General features: G+C 42.3%; 14 protein-coding genes. All 14 read right to left on the bottom strand.

What is annotated here, in order from left to right:
- Positions 1 to 21: 21 nt before the first annotated feature.
- Positions 22 to 2,283 carry an autotransporter outer membrane beta-barrel domain-containing protein gene (locus tag PFJ30894_RS02985; protein WP_125668991.1) on the bottom strand — a complete coding sequence of 754 codons (2,262 nt, stop codon included), beginning with the start codon at positions 2,281 to 2,283 and terminating at the stop codon, positions 22 to 24.
- A 340-nt stretch (positions 2,284 to 2,623) separates the two neighbouring features.
- Positions 2,624 to 3,247 carry a Cap15 family cyclic dinucleotide receptor domain-containing protein gene (locus PFJ30894_RS02980; RefSeq protein WP_125668990.1) on the bottom strand — a complete coding sequence of 208 codons (624 nt, stop codon included), beginning with the start codon at positions 3,245 to 3,247 and terminating at the stop codon, positions 2,624 to 2,626.
- A 9-nt stretch (positions 3,248 to 3,256) separates the two neighbouring features.
- The gene (locus PFJ30894_RS02975) at positions 3,257 to 3,739 is read right to left on the bottom strand and encodes a Mov34/MPN/PAD-1 family protein (RefSeq protein WP_125668989.1); all 483 of its coding nucleotides are present in this window, start codon (positions 3,737 to 3,739) and stop codon (positions 3,257 to 3,259) included.
- Positions 3,740 to 5,398: a ThiF family adenylyltransferase gene (locus PFJ30894_RS02970; RefSeq protein ID WP_125668988.1), complete on the bottom strand. Its 1,659-nt coding sequence runs from the start codon at positions 5,396 to 5,398 to the stop codon at positions 3,740 to 3,742.
- On the bottom strand, positions 5,379 to 6,341 hold the full coding sequence (locus PFJ30894_RS02965; protein WP_125668987.1) for a CBASS cGAMP synthase: 963 nt from the start codon (positions 6,339 to 6,341) through the stop codon (positions 5,379 to 5,381). Before PFJ30894_RS02965 ends, PFJ30894_RS02970 begins: the two co-directional genes overlap by 20 nt.
- A gap of 122 nt (positions 6,342 to 6,463) precedes the next feature.
- Positions 6,464 to 6,979, bottom strand: a complete 516-nt coding sequence (locus PFJ30894_RS02960; protein WP_125668986.1) for a hypothetical protein — start codon at positions 6,977 to 6,979, stop codon at positions 6,464 to 6,466.
- 528 nt (positions 6,980 to 7,507) lie between these two features.
- Complete coding sequence (locus tag PFJ30894_RS12095; RefSeq protein ID WP_408634579.1) at positions 7,508 to 7,558, bottom strand: hypothetical protein; 51 nt, start codon at positions 7,556 to 7,558, stop codon at positions 7,508 to 7,510.
- Between the two features lie 420 nt (positions 7,559 to 7,978).
- On the bottom strand, positions 7,979 to 8,299 hold the full coding sequence (locus PFJ30894_RS02955; protein ID WP_049896948.1) for a helix-turn-helix domain-containing protein: 321 nt from the start codon (positions 8,297 to 8,299) through the stop codon (positions 7,979 to 7,981).
- A 3-nt stretch (positions 8,300 to 8,302) separates the two neighbouring features.
- Positions 8,303 to 9,442, bottom strand: a complete 1,140-nt coding sequence (locus tag PFJ30894_RS02950) for a YadA C-terminal domain-containing protein (protein ID WP_197714971.1) — start codon at positions 9,440 to 9,442, stop codon at positions 8,303 to 8,305.
- An 82-nt stretch (positions 9,443 to 9,524) separates the two neighbouring features.
- The gene (locus PFJ30894_RS12015; RefSeq protein ID WP_269461228.1) at positions 9,525 to 9,653 is read right to left on the bottom strand and encodes a hypothetical protein; all 129 of its coding nucleotides are present in this window, start codon (positions 9,651 to 9,653) and stop codon (positions 9,525 to 9,527) included.
- A gap of 443 nt (positions 9,654 to 10,096) precedes the next feature.
- Positions 10,097 to 10,600 carry a PepSY domain-containing protein gene (locus tag PFJ30894_RS02945; RefSeq protein ID WP_125668984.1) on the bottom strand — a complete coding sequence of 168 codons (504 nt, stop codon included), beginning with the start codon at positions 10,598 to 10,600 and terminating at the stop codon, positions 10,097 to 10,099.
- A 306-nt stretch (positions 10,601 to 10,906) separates the two neighbouring features.
- Positions 10,907 to 13,351, bottom strand: a complete 2,445-nt coding sequence (locus tag PFJ30894_RS02940; RefSeq protein WP_125668983.1) for a hypothetical protein — start codon at positions 13,349 to 13,351, stop codon at positions 10,907 to 10,909.
- Positions 13,352 to 13,800: 449 nt separating this feature from the next.
- A complete protein-coding gene (locus tag PFJ30894_RS02935) occupies positions 13,801 to 14,220 on the bottom strand; it encodes a hypothetical protein (protein WP_113077532.1) in 420 nt (139 codons plus the stop codon).
- A gap of 71 nt (positions 14,221 to 14,291) precedes the next feature.
- Positions 14,292 to 17,942, bottom strand: a complete 3,651-nt coding sequence (locus PFJ30894_RS02930; RefSeq protein ID WP_125668982.1) for a hypothetical protein — start codon at positions 17,940 to 17,942, stop codon at positions 14,292 to 14,294.
- Between the last annotated feature and the right edge of the window lie 266 nt (positions 17,943 to 18,208).

The following is an 18,208-nucleotide window of genomic DNA, read 5'->3' as shown; positions in this document are numbered from 1 at the left end:
CAACATTAGTTTTAATGCTGCTTAGAAAGTCCAGCGTGCGCCGACATTCCACTGCCACGGAGTTTTGATATCGTCGCCAAAGGTTTTAACTACATCAGCGTAAATATAGCTGTTGTCCGTAGTTTTAACATTGAAGCCCAAACCTGCTTCGTACCAGGTGCCGCCGATATCCTGACTGTAGCTGTTGCTGATACCATTTAGGCTCAGATAAGTATCGGCATTACCTGCAAATTCATGCAGCAATGAAGCTTTGGCATAAATGCTGCCTTTATCGCTAATAGTTTTACCCATTTCAAAGCCCACTCGTCCAACGCAGCTTGACAGCGTATCCTGGCTGACTTTGATACCGTTATTAGTAGTATAATCCTCACCGCCGATACGCATCAGGGTCAGTTGAGCCTGCGGCGTTACATACCAGCCGTTATCGAGGCCTACCTTCATACCATATTCGCCGCTCAAAGAAGTACCCCAGGCATGATAATCGCCATGAGTATGGCCGGCAGCTGCATAATTGTCGTATTCATTGGTCAAACGGCCTTGTTTTAAAACGATATCGGTATAATGTCCTCTATCGCCCAGCCAGGTTCCATACAGGGACAGGGAAGTGCTTTTGTTCTCGCCTTTGCCATTGTCATAAGTAGTTTGGCCATCGTTATGGCTTACTGCTGCGCCGTAGTGCCAGCTGCCAAAAGCTTTATCATAGCCCAATTGGAAGAAATTATACTGGTTTTTATAAGCGCCGCTGTACTCAAATTCACCGCGGCTCATACGTACCCAAATACCCTGATCGCCTTCGCTGTTGCGCAGTTCGCCCAAACGCTGGCTCAGAGTGCTGTCCTCCTGTCGCCAGGACACGATCGCCACGCTGGCGATATTGCGCATGGAAGTCATAGTGGAACTTTCCTTAGCCTGCTTGACACTGTTGGTCACAATACTACTGCCACCAGAAGCTGTATCCAAATCGGCGCTCACTGCGCCTTTGAGCAGACCTTCTGCTACATTGGCTTTAGCTGTTAAACCAGTATTGGTCCCCTCGGCAACAACAATATTCTGAGCTAAGACACCCAGATCGTTAGCTACATTGTTAAGGTCATCAGCAGTAATGCCAGTGTAGTTTATCTCCAATTTAGGCGCGTTAATTGCTCTTGTTTGCGCAGGCATATACTTTTCCCCGCCAATAGATAATACCCCACTGGTAAAAGTATTTTCTTCCTTCGTCGTAGCAAGATTTACTATACCGCCGCTACCGGCAATCACTCCAACATTAACAGTTTGATTTTTACCGCCGTTAATATTGACAATACCATTATCTAAAGTCAGTACATTGACCAAACTATCAGCATCAGTGCTCCACTGTGCACCATTAGCAAGCCCCAGCTTCATAGAATCAACTTCATCATAACCTTGGGGTATATTTGGCCCATTAACTAAGATGTTGCCCTTCAAATACGAATCTGCATTAGCCAAATTAATAGTTACATCAGCTTGTACTGGTGTTCCACTGCTTTCTTTCTGATAATTGAAATTTATATCGCCATTCAGTTTTATTGTTTTACTTGCATCATTAGCTGCATTGATTTTCGTTACAGCGCCGCCTCTTGTAGACAATACCGTAGCAGCATTTATTTCCAAATTGCCGTTGATCTCGATCTTTCCTTGTGAAAAAGCTGAAATACCAATAGCATGATTATCTCCGTATTCAGCATCAACTGCTGTATCTGCAGTAACATTAATCACCGTATTCTCGGCATTGATCACCACAGTTGATTCTGCGCTGGTGGCACCAGTCGTACTATTTTGCACATGAATACCTGATGCATAAGCATTTTCTGCACCATGAACATCAATAGTCAATTTTTTGCCGTTAACGTTGATGACGCTGACACTACCAGTTTTTTTAGCATCTCTTACTGCAAAAAGTCCATAAGCATCTTTATTGCTTTTAGAATTAATTTTTATGCTCTCGGTTGCCTGGCTCCCAAGATTGATAATACCACCATTATCGGAGCCATTTATTGCACCGACCGCACGGCTAACCGCACCTTCACTAGCTACAGATACAGAAATTTCTTTACCATTTAAAGAAACTGTCGCACCTTTAGTAGCTGACACTCCATAGCCACCATTTGCCACGACATTTAAACTTTCATCTCTAGTAACACTATTCTCGCTGCCGCTGACATTGATTGCACCTTCAGCAGCAAAAGCTGTTCCCATTGGCAAAGCCAGTGCCAAACCCAAGGCTATTTGTGCCGCTAAATGCTTCTTTCTTTTACTCAACATAATACCACCCCATCCTCACTCAAATTATTAAGCTCCTTAAAACGTCAGCACCTGTATAATCTGCTTAAAAATTACCTTCCTCAACTTTGGTAATCTCAGGTCCAACAATTTTTCACAAAAGAAGCTTTGATGATTTCAATACAAAACAATTGTTTTATTTTATATTTTTAAATTATTTTGTATTTCATATGTTATATTACCACACTTGTACCCCCCCCCGCAAGACATTTACGATATTCCAGTTCAAACTTTTTATGGTCTTGCTCGGGTGTTTGGGTTGTGGTGGGATAGAAAAAAGCATAAAAAAAGCCGCCTACCAAAGTAGGCGGATGGAAAAATATTATTTTCTCGATAATGTAATTGATCCATTAGTCATCGGATTTCTATTTGTATAATATTTACCAATCAATTTATCTTCTTTTGCATCAAATCTTAGTTCATTATATCCAGCAAAATCTAAACATCCACAATTCAGATCATATGAATTATTAGTAAAAGTAAATTTTAAAATATTGCTACGAGAACTAACTGTATCCAAACAAACAATATCACTTGACGATTCTGACGAAGGAAATTTACAGAGGCATTTTATCGTATCCCATTTTTGTTCTATTTCCAATACCATATCAATTCTTTTCTCTTCATTATTTTCTTTGTATGATGATATTAATATACCTTCCCATGTTCCATTTAAATCAGGTACTCCCAAAAATAAATTAAATCGCTTCCATTTCCACAAATAATTATTAAATAACCAATAAAATCCTCCAAATAATGAATAAGCTGAAATAGAAACACCTAAACCCAAATAATGTATTTTATTCAATAAATCATTTAATATCTTAATATCTGCTGATATATTATTTATCCACTCCCCAATTAGCCACATGAAAATAATACTAAATATAAGAATACCAATTACCACTTTTTTTCTTATATCACTTTTCAATCCATATGAATTCATATAAAAATCCTACTCCTTTATAATTTTAAAATCTATTATTTTTTTTGATATATCCGCATTAGCTAAACCAACATAGATAGATTTATCTATACCTAGTATAATCAAAAAGACTTTTGAAAAAACATTGCTTTTGTCTTCTATTATGATATTAATAAGCTTTTTGTCAACACTTGATGGTGTTGGTTGCATCTCTGGATGTGTATGCCATTCACCTAAATAATTCTCAATACCATCTGAATCTTTCCATCGCTGATCAATCAGTTTTTGAGTAACATCTTTATTTCTTATAAAAGAAAATCTTCCCTTTATATCTTTCGAAGAAGGCACCGAAAGATCAGTAACAAAATACGTTTCACTTTCTACATCTTTTTTCCCTAATAAAACTCCACCATTTTCTGGAGCACTCCCAACTTGTACATAGCTGTAAAGTTTCTCCAATAACTCTGATTCTATTATTAATGTAGTTTTATCCTTAAATACAATTTCCATCATTTAATCAAACCTCTTGATGATAATTTCATAAGGTCTTTCTTGCACATACTTATCTGAAATTTTTATACCAAGTTCATTTACACTATTAATATTTCCTATCCATGTAAAATGATAATTTCCATCTTTATTTTTAGCAATATTTTCGTTAATCAAATAATTCAAAAAAGAATATATAAATTGCTTAAGAGAAAAAGCAGAATATGGCATAAATGTTGATTGACAGCCTGATTCTTTTTTTAAATATTGATCACCATCAATAACAACTTTGTTTTTAAAATCGAAGGATTCATCAAACATTTTTTCAAAAATATTATCATCATATCTATTAATTATCAAAGCATGCGCAGCTAATAGAAACGGTTCCACCCATATAATAACTAGTGGTCTATTAAAAGAAATACTTTTTAATTTTTCAATAACGTGATACTCCAAAGGTGTACTTGCCGTTGCCAAAAAAATAATATCAGAATCCATCATTTCATTATTAAATTCTTCTATAAAAACATTACCATCTTTTTCAAAGCAATTACATTCTACATTAGGATTATGCTTAATTAATTTTGTTTTTATAGATACAACTTTACTACGACCTACATCCTCATATCCACAATAATGCCGAGCTATATTTTCCACAGATAGTTTTTCATTATCAACTAGAATAAATTTTCGCACTCCATATTCTGATATAGCTTCCGTCAGGTAACTCCCAACAGATCCACAACCAATAATTAAAACTTTATCAATTAATTTTGGAACACCAATACCTCCTCTATGAAACAATCTCTTATGAGATATGTTTTTAACAAATCCCTTTTGGGGATGTCTCTTATATGTATCTTTCTGGTATGCAAAAACTGGCAACAATATACTTGATTTACGACCTCTTCTAAATCCATTTGGTATAGAAACATCCGAGTGAATAAATATTTGCATAGATTCTCTATTACCTGGAATAGAAAAGGCTATAACTGCTTTATTTGGCAAATATTTTTTTAGAAACTCATTGTACATTATATAATGTTTAGCGTCTTTTTTCATTATTTTAAAAAACTCTAAATTGCTATAAGAAAATGGAGGATATATTGGTAAACTCAAGGGTATATACAAGCAATCAGTATACTTACTATTTGAAATATTCTGTTTGCCTATTTTATATAAAAATTTATCTAAATCATCTGTACTGCCTGCAATATATATTTTTTCACCCAACATACAACATTTTATGACTGTAGCTACTTCACCAGGATCAAAAACACTTTCACAAATAAAATTACATTCTCTTTGCCAATATGCATTAAATTCTTCTATATACTCTTCATCATTCTCTTTTAAAATACCTTTTTTTATCACATTTAAGGCTTGTTCCATAGATTCAACAATTATCTTTACAGGCTCTTTCCAATTTGGAAAAGCTTTATTAACATCGAAAGTACAAATACTATTATCGTCATTTATATGTGGTAAAGATTCTATATTTTCTCCGTAAACAGAAATCATGGGAAAAACATATGGAAATGCATCAGGAAGAACACACTCTAATCTTAGAGCATGTTCTTCCACCAATATATCACATGATATTTTTTTATTATGAATTTTTATATTTTTAAATCCTAAATCTGACAACAAACAATCTAGTTCCTCATGCAGACCGTCCATCATGTTTTAAAACCCCCGGAGCAGACGTTTGAACAAATACTTTACTTGTTTTGTCACCATCGTTACTTGTCCCTTTAGGAAATCTACTTCCAAAAACTTCAATCATATACTCTGAAGCTTTGAGTTGATCATCTTCATTTATTGCCAGCACAACCTTGGATTTTAAAAATTTTAATGCTCGTATAATGTCATCTTTCTTTGTTTGACTAAATCCGTCAAATAAATCCTCAAATGGCGCTACAGGTTTTAAACACTCGAAACTAACCTCTAAGCTGTCAATTATCTGATTTAATGTTCTTTTTAAAGCTTCTTCATCTCTACCTTCGTAAATACAAATATTGTTAGCAACAAGAATAGTTATTTCTATACCCTTTAATGATACATCTTTAAAATCTTTCCAAGCCTTGAGATATTTAACTATTCGCCTAAGCTGTTCTTCGTAACTAGTTACTTTATCAATAAACCACTTCTTAAATTCTTTGGGATCGCTCTCAATCCAACCGTTTTCCTTATGAGCTAACCGAGCGTTCTCGCCATTTTTCAATATGTATATTGGATAATCAATATGATATCCTTTGGCATAAACCACACGAACACATGTGTTTTTATCTATTGGAGATTCTAAAGTATGCCCGTCAACAGCATCTTTTATCCAACCATGAACTGTTGTCGTAGCAGGCCATTCAGAAATTTCTTTATCAGAATACCCATTTAAATAAATACCATCATCCAAATCATACTCTTTATCATCTAAAGGATTTATTGTGGTTTTCATTGCAAAAGAGCCCTGCCAACAAAAATCTGGTTGCAATTTATCATTATCTTTAAACCATTTTTTTATTTTCTCCCTCAATGCATCTCTTCCTGTTCTAACGTCATCAGATTTAGAATTAGTCAAAGTTATGTTATCATTAAAAGTTTTAAATAATTCATTAATATCAGCCACATTATCACCCCATTATACTATATTTTGTGTTTATTTTATCACCTATATATTTCACTTTCAATATACAAGTATGATTGTTTCTTGTAGTTGTTTATTTAAAAGACACTTCTAAATATATTAGATCAATCTATTAACTTTACACTAAGTCCTGAATTTACTCCTCCGGGTATGCCCAAAAATGTATTTTGGCCTAGATTATTTCTTAAATCTTTCAATAGTGTAGTAGCATCTACTATTTCACCTATTTTACATTCAGATTCTGGTCTGGGCCTAGAAGAGTCTCTTACTCTACAAACTTCAATTCTCTTATTTTCAAGAATAGCTCGCCTACATAAGGCTCTAATATAATAACGATTATATTCTCCTTCTGCCAATGTAACATTTGCATTATAGGGAATGCTTTTATAAGAGCCTTTACCATTACTTTCTTTTTCATTAAAATATCCTACTAAGCTTTCAGCTAATGTACCGTCATTGCCTGATTTGGCACTAGCTATTAATAATTCCTGAAATCTTATTTTACCATCAGCATTTAATCTAGAACTTATATAAACCTTCCTTTCTGATATATCACCTTGTATCTCTTCTACCATGTATTTCCTAGTAATGTCGTCCAAATTATCCAATTTTAAAGCCATTTTCATTGCCTCCTTTTATGAATTATTTTATTCTATCAATTAACCTTATTTTAACATATACTTAAAAATAATACATGCTATAATACTGATAATTAAAGTAATTGAAATATCAATATCATAGGAGTAATCTTTTATGCAGAAATTTATAATTATCACCTTCGCGTTTATCATTGCTCTTTCCATTTCACTGGCAGTATACGCGGCAACTTATGTCGGTAACCGCAACAGCTGAAAATTCCATTATCAGGACTGCCAACGTAAAAGCAACCGCATTTATTTTTCTAACCGTCAGGAAGCGATCAATAAAGGCATGGCTCTCTGCAAGATTTGTCATCCTTAAAATTTCTTCTAAATCAATCACCATAACAAACACAAAAACCGCCTACCTAAGCAGGCGGTTTTGCTTTTACTTGACAAATGCGATATAATATAGAAAAAGAGATAGCAAATGTTTGGTAGCGTTGGCTCATCTCGTAACATTGTGTATTTGAAGATGGGCCCGCATACTATGTTGGGCTCATTTTCTTGCTATTTAAGGGCAAGAAAAATGGTAGCGACGAGGATACCAAACGCTATCATTAATGACAATGCCTGATATATGCTCATAGTCCCACCACCAATCCGTTACGGGACTGATAAGCCAACTCATTTGCTATCTCCTGATTTAGTATAGCACTTTGCAATCAGGTTTACAAACCAAAGATTATTATTTTATTTATATATTATATATTTTACCATTTTTATAAATGTACTAAATGCCCAAACAAAACCCCGCACGAAATGTGCGGGGTTTCTTATTTTACATCATGCATCTGCCATATACGGCACGCCGGGCGTCATTGCTCAAGCCGCTGTTCTTGCTCTTTTATACTCTGCCATGCTCTTTTTATTTTCTGCAGTGACATTGGTTTTGTAATATAGCCGTCCATGCCTGCTCCATAAGCTTTACTTACATCTTCAGTAAAGGCATTTGCCAACATGGCAATGCTAAGCAGATTTTTACTTTTCTTCTATGCCCTTCAGCATTTTTATGACCCGCACAACTTCGTCGATCGTGATCTCGCTGTGCTTTTTTTCGTCGGTTTTTTCTGCGCCTCTGACCAGATAATCCAAGCTTACCTGCAGGATATCACAGACCCGGCACAGCATCTGCAAAGTGATCCCGCTGCGGCCATGCTCGATATTACTCAGGTGCGTCTGCGAAATACCCAGTTTAGAGGCACATTCAGTCTGTGAAACCGCCAGCTTCAGCCGCATGATCCTAATCCTGGTGCCAATCTCTTTATAATCGATGCTGTTATCAAATGCTTTTCTGCCCATCTGCTATTCAGCTTTCGCTGTATCTTCAGCCAAAATCTGTTCTACACGATAGGAAACGGTTTTCTGTCTGGCGGCTGCGACCTGGGCAGCCAGCTCCTGCTCGCGTTGTTTGTCTTCTATCACTTTACGGGCTTTTGATTCCGAGCTTCTGCCAAAGCGGAAGGTCGCGCCGATATTAGCTGCCTTCTCACTGCCGCTGATCGAAAAACCCACGCTCAAAAGTACGTCTTTATTAGGGTTGTGGAACAGACCTGCCGCAATAGCGCTTTCACCGCTGTAAGTACCTGCCGCCATCGAGAATTGAGTCGGGGCATCCGGGTCATATTCCAGCGGATGCAGGCCGGCCATAGCGACTGCCAAAGCTCCGACTTTATCAATGCGTCCGTCCAGCTCGTCGATGCGGTTGCTTAAGCCGTCGATCCGCCCGTCTAAACGCTGTACTTCCTGGATGCGTTCTGTCCGTTCGGTAGTGATTGCCTGCGTATTTTTTTCGATATTTTCTTTATTGGTCACGATATCGCTGGTATTTTTTTCTACAGCCTCTTTGCTGGCAATGCCTTCAGCAATCGTGATATCTTCACCAGCTTCGTTTTTCAAATGCAGCTTACCTGTTTCAGCATCATAAACAGCGTCAGCCACATCTGCTTCTTTACGCAGTTCAGCTTCTTCTTTTACTTTATTATCCACATAATCAGTCCCGGCAACCTTAATATCTACCTTTTCCTTATCATTGGTAATGATATTCTCACCGTCAAAATTATGTTCTTTCTTTTCTGCTGTGATCGTTACTGTTCCATCATCATTTTTATTATATGATATTGTGGTTTCATTATCGACATAGGTATCTTCATCAGTTGCCAGGTCTTCGTAAAACTGCTCTTTCGAACCTTCATAACTACCGGCTACAGCACTTTCATAAGCGCTTTCGCCGTCCTTACCAGCAGCGCCCTGCTCTCCTCTATCGCCTTTATCACCCTTTTCGCCTTTCAATTCTCCGTTCTCGATTTTATCATTGACATCCTTAACTGCATCAGCCAATTTTTTATCATTTTCTACCAATTTATCTTTTATTTCCGCAATCTGCCCTACTGTCAAGTAACCGGCACTCTCACCGCAATCAGCATCGTTCCAATGCCCGCCCAAACCAAAATCTTTGTGTAATATTTCCGGGTCATCTATTTTGACACCACCTATGGTCTCAGTCTTATTCGTCGGTATCCTAGAATCACTCTGGATAATGAACCCTTTGCCTGCAGCCGCATAGCTTTTTAAACAAAAGCCCCCCCATATGTACTCCGCCCATTATCAGGATCAAAACGACCGCCTTTGCTAAAACCTTATTCATCCTTTTCATATTCTTTTACCCCCTTGAGATTTATTTAGCATCTTTCTAAAACATGCTAAATTTCACCGTATTTATTCAACATCCAGCAAAAAAATCCTGCTCTCTTTTTGCATATTTAAGCAATTATAAGGGATAAATTAGCCATTTTATGTATATTAATATCGTATTTTATAATATTAATTCATTTTATTTCTTTATCTGCCAGCATTTCTATTTTTTATGTTTATTTCTTATTTATATTATTTTCGATTATTTGCTTTTATTTCCTAACTTGCGAAATCAGAAAAAATTTTTATACATTTTACTTTTTTAAATGCCAACTCAACAGCAAACAGTATTCTTATTACAAATATAACAACTTTCAGCACACTCTGGCCGCCGTACCCGAACCGCAGCTGTCAAATAAAAATAAGACCGGAAAATCCGGTCTTATTTTACTGTCCGCTTCTTGCTCAAAACACAGTATATTTTATTTCTTTTTCAATAACAGTGCCTGTTTCAGGGTTGAATTTCATTTCGCCCCGTACCTCCGGCGTGTAAAAATCTGCTTCATATTCATAAAGCCCGTCACCGCGGTCTAATTCTACTTTAGTAAAAACAGCATTCGGAAATTCCTTCCGGACCAGATTTTGCACATCATTTACTGAAAGGACGATTTTATGGCTGCCTAAAGCGGTCTGCGCTTCCATTTTAAACTCTCTTACCTTGCCGCCGTTTCTTAAAACCTCGATTTCATAGGCGGTATTGGTTTTATTATCATAGAATTTAACGTCATAATGAGGCACGAATTCAAAGCTTTCGTCCTTAGTCACCAGATGTGTGCTGCCTGCCGGTACCCATTGAGCAGCAATGCTGCGCGCCTGTTCCGCATTGATGAGTTCGGCAGCTAAAGCTGTAACTGTGATCGCCAAGGTGCAGAGAGCTGCTGCCAGCATAGCTATAGATTTTCTTTTCATATCCTTTACCTCCTTAACGGCCGTTACGTCGCCGGCCTTTGCTTTGTCTTTATTTTATAACACCAAGATTAAAACCAGATTAAAAGCCGCATTACCTGCCAAGGCCTGCTGCGGCTGCCTTTTGAACCTAAAACATATAAACAGCTCCACTCTGTTCAAAAGATGATTTCCAGTAAATTTTTTTGAAATTTTAAAGCTGTTTCATTGTTTTTTGTTGACTGCTTTTATGCAGATCATCAGCCGTGCTGTGCTGCTCCTATCCTCAGAATAAAACCCCTGTCTGCTAAGCAGACAGGGGTTTTGCTGTTAGTTTACTTTTGCTTTCAGTTCTTCTATTTCCCGGCTTTGTTCTTCCAGCTTAGCCAGCAGCAGTTTGATTTTTTCATCCTGCGCTGCCAAAGAGCTGTCTACCTCTTTACGGGTATAAACTATATCTCGTGCTTCTGCCTTACGGTCTCTAGAGCGATCCAGCGCAAAGTTGACGCCGAAGTTGCCCATTTTGCTGCCGCCTTCAGAAACACCCAGTCCCAGTGAGAACATTACTTTTTCATTAGGGGCGTAGAAGCCGCCGACTGCTAATGCGCTTTTACCGCCGTAACCGCCGTAAGCCATGGCCAGCTCGCCCTTGTTACCGTCCTGGAAGCGCGGATGCAGCCCTGCCATCGCTGCTGACAGCGCGCCGACCGTATCGATCTCATCACCCAACTTATTGATATCTCTGTGGATATTGCCTATATCCTGCTGTACTGCATACAGCTGACTGCCGTTGATGGCGTCCATCGAGGTGGCGCTGACTTCGCCCGCCGCTACATTGCCGATCGTGGTGCCATTGCTGCCTTCCAGCGTGATTTTGTTTTTATTGATAGTGCCGCCGCTGTCCACATCGTATTTGATAGCGCTGTCAGAAACAGTTTTCAGCTGGTCTTCGGTCGCCGCCTGGCCGCTGGTGATATTCTCTGCGTCCCAGGCAGTATTGGTCAGACCGCCAATCGTGCCTGCACCGCCGTCGATAGTGATCTTATCGGCCGTAATAACGCCGTTGGTACCGTTCATATTGATATTACCGGTACTGATCGTACCGTTATTGCCGTCGATAGTGACTTTATTGGCGCCGCTGCCGATCTCGACTACTTCATTCAGCTTCAGCTCGTGATCGATGCCGCCGCTGTCATTAGTGGTTTTTGTGACGATAAAGTTACTGTCGCCTGTCGATACCGAGCTTTGCTGCGCGGCCAGCTCGACTGCTTCCGCCGCCGTATCGTAGATCGCTTTCAGCTGGTCTTCCGTTGCCGCCTGCCCGCTGGTGATATTATCCGGGTCCCAGGTAGTATTGGTCAGGCCGTTGATCGTGCCTGCATCATCTTTATTGATCGTCACGCCGCCGGCAGTAATCGAACCGTCGCTGCCGTCGATGACCACATTGCCGTTACCGACTTCGATCTTACCGTCGCCGGTGCCGTCTACTTTGACGCCAGTACCGATCTCCAGCTCATCAGCCAGCTTCACTTCGTAATCGGTGCCGCCGCTGCTGTTGGTAGTTGACGTAACAACGACATTGCTATCGCCTGCCGAAACAGTAGCCTGCTCGGCCGCTTTCTGCGCTACTTCATACAGCTGGCTGCCGTTGACGGCATCGGTAGAAGTGGCGCTGACCTGCCCTGCCGCTACGTTTTGGATCTGACGGGTCGCCCCGGAGCTGCCTACGCTGACAACGCCCACAACATCGCTGACGCCGGCCCATTTAGTATAACTGCTGTTGCCCGTAACGCTGTTGATCGCCGTCGCTGTAGAATTATTTCCCAAAGCTACACTGTCTTTTAAGCTGATACTGATATTATTTCCCAGTGCCGCCGAATTTTCTGCACCGGCGCTGATCGTATTGTTATTGCCGATAGCAGTGCTGTTTTCAGCGGCAACTTCATTAGCAGTGCCGACTGCGTTACTGCTGCTGCCGGAAACAGTATTTCCCGTTCCGAAAACATTGCTCTTGGAACCGCTGGCAATATTATTATAGCCAAAAGCATTGGCATTATCGCCGCTGGCAGTATTGCTGAAACCAAAAGCGCTGGACGCCAGGCCGCCTGCAGTATTACCGTAACCAAAAGCACTGGCATTTTCATTCGTAGCCGTATTATTATAGCCGATCGTACTGGAACCTACGCCGCCTGCCGTATTATTGTAGCCAACTGCACTGGCAGCCAGAGCATTAGCATTATTGCCATAGCCGACAGCGCTGGCATTCTCACTGGCCGCTTTATTCCTGAAACCAACTGCGCTGGACGCCAGGCCGCTCGCCTCATTGCTATAGCCAAAAGCACTGGCATAGTCCACTTTAGCAACATTGCTGAAACCAAAAGCACTGGACGCTACACCGCCGGCATTATTGCCATAACCGACAGCGCTGGCATTTTCATTGGCCGCTTTATTCCTGAAACCGAGCGCGCTGGACGCCAGGCCGCTCGCCTCGTTGACATAACCAAAAGCGCTGGCATTTTCGGCGCTGGCAGTATTGCTCCAGCCAAAAGCACTGGATGCCAGGCCCCCGGCAGTATTGAAATAACCAAAAGCACTGCTGGAATTAGCGGAAGCTGTATTATTGACACCAGCAACAGTGGAATCAGAAGCACTGCCACTGGAAAAAACGGGCGCCGCCTGCACATTACTCGCATACAGGCCTGAAAAAATAAAGACACCGCTGCTTAAAAAAATCATAATTTTTTTCTCTAACTGAACTTTTCGGGATTTAGACAATTCCCCACCTCTTTTCCTTAAATAGTTACTTGCTTTGTATAGTATGCTGAAACAATAAATCTGCCCCGCATCTATTTTTTATAAAGCTGTTCTGTTTTTTAGGCTGACCTCTGCTTTCTCCATCGTCTTTTAATTCGTAATAATTTAAGTAATTTTAGTTTAATTAATTTATAAACCTTAATACTTAATATTATTTATATGGATTATTTTTGCTATATTAACATATTTTCTTTGCACCTTGCAAGATATTTTTATTACAATTAAGCACTTTTTTATAATTCTTATAATTTTTATAACTGTTACATTTAAAATTTCAAAAAATGATCCCTTATCTGCCGCTCTGGCAAAGGGATCATTTTTTGAAATCAGATGAACAGCAGCAAGCTTTCTGCTGAAAATATCGCTGCTGCTTTCTATTTAAATGCTGTGAAACGGGCAAAACTGTACTGCTACTGCTGTTGTTCGCCTATGGGCTGAAAGGAAAACGCCCCTAGATCGTTCTGCTTATCGAAAACGAATATAAACAGCAGAGCTTTCTCCTTACTGTATTTAGCCAGATAAGCCAGGCGGTCGCCGTCAGCATACCGCTGATAGGCCAGGAACCTGTTTTCGCGCTGCTCGCCGTAGCTGCGGCGCAGATTATTTTTCACACTGCCGAAAGTTTTTTCATCCAGCTCTGTTTGCAGCTTCGCTGACATCAGCTGGCGTATGCCGGCATATTCCATCCCGTTCTGACCGTTTAAGGCGGCAAATACCTTAACTACTGCCTGCTGCTGTTTGTTCAGGTCAGCACCGTCGCTGGCCAGGCAAACGCTGGTCATCGCCAGACTTATGACCAGACATAGGATAAAGCTCCAGATCTTTTTCATACTTACTGCTCCTCTGCTCAGAAAGTTTGCCCCAGCCTTGCAGGCCGGGGCAAGTATAGTATTTTCTGTATTTACTTTTCTACCTGTGCTCGCAGGTATTCGATTTCACGGCTTTGTTTTTCCATTTCTCTGCTTTGTTCTTCGACCTTGGCCAGCAGCAGCTGGATCTTTTCATCCTGCGCCGCTAAAGAATTATCTACTTCTTTACGGGTATAGATGATATCTCTCGGTTCTGCCTTGCGGTCTCTAGAGCGGTCCAGTGCAAAATTGACGCCGAAGTTGCCCATTTTACTGCCGCCTTCGGAAATGCCCAGCCCCAGTGAGAACATTACTTTTTCGTTGGGGGCGTAGAAGCCGCCGACTGCTAATGCGCTTTTGCCGCCGTAACCGCCGTAAGCCATGGCCAGCTCGCCCTTGTTACCATCCTGGAAGCGCGGATGCAGGCCTGCCATCGCTGCTGACAGAGCGCCGACCGTATCGATCTCGTCACCCAGCTTGGTGATATCCTGATTGATATTATTGATGTCCTGCTTGACCTGATAAAGCTGGCTGCCATTGACGGCGTCCATCGAGGTAGCGCTGACTTCGCCTGCCGCTACATTGCCGATCGTAGTGCCGCTGCTGCCTTCCAGCGTGATTTTACCGGTGTTGATATTACCGCCGCTGTCCACGTCATATTTGACTGCGGTATCATAAACGGTTTTCAGCTGATCTTCCGAAGCAGCCTGCCCGGAAACGTAATTATCTGCGTCCCAGGTAGTATTGGTCAGACCGCCGATTGTGCCGGAACCGCCGTCGATAGTGATCTTATCGGCAGTTATCATGCCGTTGGTGCCGTTCATATTGATATTACCGGTACTGACAGTGCCATTTGTACCGTCGATAGTGACTTTATTGGCGCCGCTGCCGATCTCAACGACATCATTCAATTTCAGTTCGTGATGGTCGCCGCCGTCAGCGTTAGTGCTTTTTTCGATCAGGATATTGTTGTCGACAGCTTCCATAGTTGTATGCTTAGCTGCCAGCTCGGCCGCTTCCGCAGCTTTATCATGGATCGCTTTCAGCTGGTCTTCGGTCGCTGCCTGCCCGGATACATAATTGTCCGGGTCCCAGGTAGTATTGGTCAGGCCGTTGATCGTGCCTTCATCATCTTTATTGATCGTCACGCCGCCGGCAGTTATCGAGCCGTCGCTGCCGTCGATGACCACATTGCCGTTACCGACATCTATCTTGCCATCGCCGGTGCCGTCGACATTGACGCCAGTACCGATCTGCAGTTCGTCAGCCAGCTTCACTTCATAATCAGTGCCGCCGCTGCTGTTCGTGGTAGGCGTAACGACGACGTTGCTGTCGCCTGCCGAAACAGTAGCCTGCTGCGCTGCTTTCTGCGCTACTTCATACAGCTGGCTGCCGTTGACGGCATCGGTAGAAGTTGCGCTGACCTGCCCTGCCGCTACATTTTGTATCTGACGGGTCGCCCCGGAGCTGCCTACGCTGACAACGCCCACGACGTCGCTGACGCCGGCCCATTTAGTATAGCTGCTGTTGCCAGTAACGCTGTTGATCGCCGTCGCTGCAGAATTACTGCCCAAAGCGACGCTGTTAGCCAGCGAGATACTGGTATCGTTACCAAGCGCGAAGGAATCATCAGCTCCGGTGCTGATCGTATTGCCGTTGCCGACAGCGGAACTGGAATTAGCAGCAATATTATTGCCATAGCCAAAAGCATAGGACGAATTGCCGCCTACATTATTAAAAAGGCCTACCGCCGTTGAATAATCGCCGCTGACAGCGTTATCATAACCCAGGGCATTGGAAACATAGCCGCTGATATTATTGCTGTGGCCAAAAGCGCTGGCGAATTCAGCAGTCACCTCGTTATTGTTGCCGAAGGCACTGGAGGCGTAGCCGCTGACTCTGTTGCCGGCGCCGACAGCGTTAGTGTATTCTTCTGATGCTGTATTTTCATTGCCGATAGCGTTGGATTTGACGCCGCTGGCTGTATTTTTATAGCCTACGGCGCTGGCATAACTGCCGGAAGCCGTATTCATACTGCCGATAGCGTTGCCGACATAGCCCGAGGCCGCATTGCCATAACCAAAAGCACTGGCATAATTAGCAGACGCGTTATTGCTGGCGCCCACAGCACTGCCGAGATAGCCGGCCGTTGTGTTCTGATAGCCCAGAGCACTGGCAAAGGACCCCGAAGCGTTATTGTTGACGCCGAAAGCGCTGGAGGAAGAACCCGACGCCTTGTTCAAAGCACCGAAAGCATTGGCATATTCGTTGCTCACTTCGTTGGAACGACCCACGGCGCTGGCCGAAACCGCGCTGGCCGTAGCCCTGTTCTGATAGCCGATCGCCGAAGCGGCAAAAGCCTGCGCCTGGTTATTATAGCCGATCGCGTTAGTATAATTGCCGCTGGCGGTATTATTATAGCCAAAAGCATTACTGATCTCGCCGCTGACGGTATTATTTGAACCTACGGCCGCACTGCGAATATTGCTGACCGTATTCTCCGTACCGAAAGCGCTGGCAAAATTACCGGCGATATTATTATTGTAGCCAGACGCGATAGCATGCTCGCCGCCGACCTTATTGCCGTAGCCAAAGGCACTGGCATAGCTGGCAGTAGCTTCATTATACACACCGTAAGCATTGGCATAGGCGCCGGAAGCCACATTCGAGGTACCGATGGCGTTGGCCAGATAGTTGGAAGCCGTATTATCATAACCGACCGCCGAACCAAAATCGCCTGTAACCACGTTTTTCACACCCAGCGCACTGCCCGCATAGGCCTTAGCCTCATTTTCATGCCCGAAAGCACTGGCATAACGCTCCGTCGCTTTGTTCTGAGCGCCGAAGGCCTGAGAATCCTGACCCGTAGCTTCGTTTAAATAACCGAAAGCCTGGGCATTATGGCCGCTGGCAGTATTGCTGATACCGACAGCGCCTGCCGAGATCCCCGAAGCCGTATTCTTGTTGCCCAGCGCCGTAGCATCGTTAGCTGTAATATTGTTGCCAAGGCCGATCGCGCTGGAATTCTCACCGATAGCATAGTTATCATTGCCGATCGCAGTAGAATACATCGCCATTGCCTGATTATTATTACCGATCGCACTGCCGCCGGTAGCGATCACCTGATTATTGCGGCCCATTGCTACGGCCTCTGCCGCCGAAATGGTATTGGTAAAACCAAACGCCACTGATTCATTGCCGCTGACATTATTCAAATAACCAAAGGCGCTCGTACCGATACCATCCGCTAGATTGCCGGTACCGAAAGCACTGGAATTATCCGAATTCGCCTTATTGGCAGTACCAAAAGCGTTACTGTCCAAGCCATTGGCCACATTATCCTTACCAATAGCATTAGACCCGACGCCATTAGTGATATTGCCGATGCCGATCGCGTTCGATTCATCGGCATAAGTATTATTTTTGCTGCCGATGGCATTGGAAGCTTCGGCCAGAGCCTGATTATCCGCACCGACAGCGTTGCTGTTATCAGAAACAGCGTGATTGTTGTAACCCACCGCATTGGTATTTTCGCCGCTGGCGTTGTTGCCTACACCGGCAACAGTCGAATTGGTCCCGGTCCCATCCGCAAAAACAGCCGCGGCATAAACGTCGCCTGCACAAAACCCCGAAATCGCAAACAAACTGCTGCTCAAAAAAACTATGATTTTTTTCTCTAACTGGTATCTTTTGGATTTAGACAACTGTCTCACTCCTTCATCATCAATTTTTACTTCAAATTTTTATCTTTTATCGCACAGGGGCAGCAGGCGTGTCACAGCCTGACTTCTAATGAAAATGATTGCCCTGGCTTTTGCCTTTCCCGCTCCTTTCTGTAAATTTTTCACGCTGATTGCAAGACCCCGATTATACATAAAGGGTTGTTTGGAAATAATATTTTAAACAAAGGAAGCGACTGTATTCCCTGTCTAAAAACGTTCATCAAAGCTGCGTCTTTAAAACGCAGCGT

The organism is Phascolarctobacterium faecium, from assembly GCF_003945365.1.
Classification (GTDB): Bacteria; Bacillota; Negativicutes; order Acidaminococcales; family Acidaminococcaceae; genus Phascolarctobacterium; species Phascolarctobacterium faecium.
Note: the sequence above shows the minus strand (reverse complement) of the source record. Positions and strands in the feature narration are given on the sequence as shown.